A 4,714-nucleotide genomic window follows, 5' to 3' on the forward strand; every position below is an offset into this window, starting at 1 on the left:
CGTTCACTATATTCACAAATATTGCAATAAAAAACAATATTTGTGTGTAATAATTTTATCGTATATCATAAAAATAAACTGCTGTAATCGTTTTATTCGTTTTGAGAGGGGCAAGAGAAATAATAAATCGGGCGGTTGCCGGATGTTGTTTAGGTATAATTTTAGGGAGCTGATTTTTTTGCAGAATTATGCGGAGGAATTACGCAGGACATATGTAAGGTTGCCACGCGTAATTGCTTCTATTTTAGCGTTGTCGATTATGTTGTGCGGGTTGTCAATAACGTTTTTGATCAGTACTGAAAGCCTGTTTGGTCCTGTGCGTTTTGGGAATGGTGCTGCGATGATTAAGGAACTTGGTGATGAATTGAATCACACTATAATCGAAACGGCACAGTATACGGGGATGCCGCTTAGGTTCAGGGAAAAACTGATGCTCAGCGACACGCAAACGGCAGAATGTTCTGAAAAAATGGCAGTGCATTTTCGTACAATGAATGACAAGTTGATTGAATCGAATACTGTTTACAGGATGCTTGACCGCAATGTGAACGGAGCCGGATTTTCGTCAAGGGACAAGAAATACTGGGCGAAGGTCAAAGAAAAGTTCAGGGATAATCTGAAGGAATACGTTGATGCAAGGGAAAGTCAGATGCAGATTTCTAAAATGCAGCACTTTTATCAATTCCTGAGCACTGTTTCCTGGATGGGAATTTTAGTATTCGGAAGTTTAATCATTCTCATTATGAGATATTTGTTCACGCATCTCATAAACAGGTGGAGAATTTTTTACGATTCAGGTCTGGCGATGATAATTTCGGGCGGGATGCTTCTGACGATTGCGTTGTTTTTTTCGTTAGGAGACAATGCATTTGGCATTGGTGACTTGTTTTACGTGCGTGAGATATGCTTTTCAATCATGTTGATGACCTGGATCAGGTTGCAGTGGATGTTTTCTGCGGTTCTGATCATACCTGGTTTTGTCATTTTCATGACGTCACGTCTTAAGATTGAGTCGCTGCTTGCTAACTATCGCTTTGACAGGTAGATATATTCGCCTTGGAGTCCTGCCGGATGGCAGGACTCTTTTTTTAGTCTGAGGGCATCTTGCTTATTCGACTGCTTTGCTCTAAAATGAACTAGACATCAACGAAGGGATGGCAGAGATGGAATTTACGTGGCAGAACCACTTTGGGAAAAAATCAACTGTAAAGAGGATTCTGACGGAACATGGCGTCAGTCATCGGATGCTTGCCAGACTCAAGCATGGTCAGGGCAACGTAAGGCTGAACGGAAAAAAGACGGTTCTTTCTAACACGGTTGAACCGAATGAGGAAGTGACACTGGTACTTCCACCGGAAAAAGCTGACGAGCGGATTCTTGTCAGTCACGAAAAAATAAGAATCGTCTATGAAGATGAAAACTGGCTGGTTCTTGACAAGCCGGCAGGAATATCAAGCGTTCCCGGGCCATCGAACAAGTGCGATACGATGATGAACCGGATCAAGGGATACTTGATTGAGCAGGGGAGCGATAATCTTGTACCTCATGCCGTAACGAGACTGGACAGGTTTACGAGCGGATTGATGCTCTGCGCAAAGCATGGATTCGCACAGGGGCTGATTTCAAAGCAGGTTCAGGAACATTCGATGGAAAAACGGTATCTGGCATTCTGCTCTGGATTTGTCAGAAAAAATCACGGAATCATTGATCTTCCGCTCAAAAAGGAAGATGACGGTTTCAGGAGGATTGTTTCCCGTGATGGTCAGAATGCAGTGACGGAATTTTGGGTCAGGGAGCATTTCGGCAACGAAGCCACGTTGGTTGAGTGTATGCTCCATACCGGAAGAACCCATCAGATACGTGCTCATTTTGCTCATGTCGGTCATCCTCTGATTTCAGATGAGCTCTATGGCGGCAGGGAAAACGGGGCATGCAAAAGACAGGCGCTTCATGCCTGCTATCTGGCATTTGACGATCCGTTTTCCTGTAAGAGACTGAGTTTTGAACTGCCGCTTGAAAAGGATATGGAATATTTGTTAGGTGAATTAAGGGGTGCAAATTGTAATTGACGGACAAATATTTTCAATATACCTAAAAATTTGATATAATGTCTGTATCGAGACGAACAAAAAGGTCAGGTGAAGATTAATGACGCCGAAAAAAGAAGACTATTTAAAAATCATCTTTGAATTGGGCGGACGCAAAAAGAAGGTTTCAAATAAGCAGATTGCAATGAGTCTGAACATTGCAGCGGGTTCAGTGACGGAAATGGTCAGCAAGCTTGTAAAGGAAGGGCTTGTCGATCACACTCCGTATGCCGGGATATCCTTGACGAAAAAGGGAACGGCGATTGCAGAAGACCTGATCAGAAGGCATCGCTTATGGGAAACGTTTTTGGTTGACAAACTGAATTATAAACTGCAGGATGTGCATAATGATGCCGAGATTTTAGAACACGTGACGAGCGACAATCTGATGGATCATCTGGAGGAATTCTTGAATCATCCCGAACATTGCCCTCACGGCGGGGTTATTCCGGATAAATCGGGAACCTATCGCGAAGAAAGCTATTTGATTCTTGCTGACGTTGCAGAGGGAACGACGATTACCGTTGACCGCTTCATCGACAATCATGAATTGCTTTCATATTTGGACGATATTCACATCAAGCTTGGCGACAGGCTTGTCGTTGGTGAACATGCACCGTTTGAAGGACCAATCAAGCTGACTTATTGCGACGGCGGCGAAGAAACGAGCATCGGGTATAAGGCTGCACACTATATTTTTGTGAAGTAGGTCTGATGCCTATTATAAATCAGCTTGCTGTGTTATAATTAGACTTGTATTTTTGTATTGGTCATATTGGTTATCGTTTCATTCAACATCTCCATTTGCGCCCGTCAGAATTACAATAATCATGCGCATGTGGCGCAGAAGGAGTTTCATAATGGAACAAGGTACAGTTAAGTGGTTTAATGCAGAAAAAGGATACGGCTTCATTACACGTGAAGACGGCAGTGATGTTTTCGTTCATTTCTCTGCAATCCAGGGTGAAGGTTACAAGTCTTTGGAAGAAGGACAACACGTAACTTTTGACGTTGAAGAAGGACAACGCGGTTTGCAGGCTGCAAACGTCGTTAAGGACTAAAACAACGCAGGACAATTGCGTACGTAACCGTTGATCAGGGTATGAATATCGCAATTGCATGAGACCGGATGAAGTCGTCCGGTCTTTTTTTCTTGCGTCGGATTCCGTGCGGGATTAAACTTATGATACTGGATTTTAAAGGGGGCATAGCTTTGAAAAGGGAATTACGCTTACACTGGCTGCTTTTAGGGAGCCTGATCTGTTCGACTGGCGGAAGCCTGCTGTGGCCTTTGACGACGATTTATATGCATGATTATCTGCATCAGTCGCTGACTGTTGCAGGAACCGTACTGTTCTTCAACTCGCTTACGCTGATTATCGGCAGCTGGCTCGGTGGATACATATACGATCATGGAAAAGTCCGCTTTTTCTTGATCTTGTCAGTTTTAATGCAGGCTGCATCTGTCTTTTTGCTGATTTTCTTCCATGACTGGCCGTATTTTGCGTTTCTGCTGATCCTGGATAATTTCGGAAACGGTATTTCGTCAACGATTGTCAGTTCGCTTGCAACCGGGATCAGGGAAAAAGATCCGAGATACGTCTTCAATATGATCTATTTCATGCAAAATGTCGGCGTGGTGGCAGGAACGATGCTTGTCGGGTATGTCATTGAAATTTCAATCAACATGATCTTCATCGTCAATTTTGCAATGTATGCCGTTTTCCTGCTGATAGTCTGGCTGTTTTACTTCGTTCCGCCGCACGTTCTGGCCAAACACGCAAGTCAAAGGAAGGGAGTTTCCGATAAGACTCCTCAAAGAGCAGTAATCGTGATTTTTGCGGCTCTTGCACTGTATTTTGCAATCGACGTCGGATATTCGCAATGGCAGAGCAATTTGTCGGTTTACATGGGACAACTGGGAATCCCGGTCAGAAACTACAGTTTGCTGTGGACAATCAACGGCATCATAATCGTCCTGATCCAGCCGTTGATCAATCGTTTTGACGAATCGTTCAAGACAAGGCTGACGCACAAGCTTTATTTAGGCATTCTGCTGTTTGCATGCGCGTTTGTCTCATTGATCTTTGCCAGGGACTACCCTCATTTTGTCCTGTCAATGGCAATTGTCACCCTGGGCGAAGTGCTGACGTTCCCGACGTTTCCTGCTTTTGTCTCAAGCCTGAGCTCATTCAGCGAAAAAGGCAAGTACCAGGGACTTGTCACTGCGTTTCCGGCAATGGGACGCGCGGTCGGTCCCGTTTTGGGCGGAATGATCATCGATAATTTTTCATACACAACCCTATTTACATTTACGTCCGCTTTTGTCATAATCGTTGGTGGCATCTTGATCGGATGCACTAGAATTAACTTGGATGACAATGGTGAGATTAGGAAATGAATGAAATGAAACATGATGAACTGGCCATGGAGGTTGTTCTGACCGCCGGAAAGCTGATGATTGAAAGCGGGGCCGACATGGCCAGGGTAGATGATACGATGTACCGGCTTGCCAGAAATGCCGGCATAAAGGAGCCCCGCATTTTTGAAACGACGACGGGAATCATGATGTCTGCGCCGAAAAGCAAGCTGACTCGGATAGAGCCGATCAATGAGCGCAGCATCAA

At 44.4% G+C, this 4,714-nt stretch carries 6 protein-coding genes; all 6 read left to right on the forward strand.

Translation table 11 applies throughout. The features are described from left to right. Positions 1–340: 340 nt before the first annotated feature. A complete protein-coding gene (locus tag V7Z60_RS08205; protein WP_334117343.1) occupies positions 341–1,045 on the forward strand; it encodes a hypothetical protein in 705 nt (234 codons plus the stop codon). 109 nt (positions 1,046–1,154) lie between these two features. Continuing rightward, positions 1,155–2,069, forward strand: coding sequence for an RluA family pseudouridine synthase (locus tag V7Z60_RS08210; RefSeq protein ID WP_334117344.1), 915 nt, complete (start codon positions 1,155–1,157; stop codon positions 2,067–2,069). Positions 2,070–2,148: 79 nt separating this feature from the next. Further along, positions 2,149–2,796 carry a metal-dependent transcriptional regulator gene (locus V7Z60_RS08215; RefSeq protein ID WP_334117345.1) on the forward strand — a complete coding sequence of 216 codons (648 nt, stop codon included), beginning with the start codon at positions 2,149–2,151 and terminating at the stop codon, positions 2,794–2,796. Positions 2,797–2,947: 151 nt separating this feature from the next. After that, positions 2,948–3,148: a cold-shock protein gene (locus V7Z60_RS08220; RefSeq protein WP_003693101.1), complete on the forward strand. Its 201-nt coding sequence runs from the start codon at positions 2,948–2,950 to the stop codon at positions 3,146–3,148. Between the two features lie 152 nt (positions 3,149–3,300). Then, positions 3,301–4,488, forward strand: a complete 1,188-nt coding sequence (locus V7Z60_RS08225) for an MDR family MFS transporter (protein WP_334117346.1) — start codon at positions 3,301–3,303, stop codon at positions 4,486–4,488. Beyond that, the coding region (locus tag V7Z60_RS08230; protein WP_334117347.1) for a threonine/serine exporter family protein at positions 4,485–4,714 on the forward strand (230 nt) is incomplete at its 3' end. The genes V7Z60_RS08225 and V7Z60_RS08230, both read left to right, overlap by 4 nt.

The organism is Ligilactobacillus sp., assembly GCF_036846325.1.
Taxonomy (GTDB): Bacteria; Bacillota; Bacilli; order Lactobacillales; family Lactobacillaceae; genus Ligilactobacillus.

Bases quoted from the DNA above. Each gene is read 5' to 3' on its own strand.
- V7Z60_RS08205 (WP_334117343.1), top strand. From the start codon at position 341: ATGATTAAGGAACTTGGTGATGAATTGAATCACACTATAATCGAAACG.
- V7Z60_RS08210 (WP_334117344.1), top strand. From the start codon at position 1,155: ATGGCAGAGATGGAATTTACGTGGCAGAACCACTTTGGGAAAAAATCA.
- V7Z60_RS08215 (WP_334117345.1), top strand. From the start codon at position 2,149: ATGACGCCGAAAAAAGAAGACTATTTAAAAATCATCTTTGAATTGGGC.
- V7Z60_RS08220 (WP_003693101.1), top strand. From the start codon at position 2,948: ATGGAACAAGGTACAGTTAAGTGGTTTAATGCAGAAAAAGGATACGGC.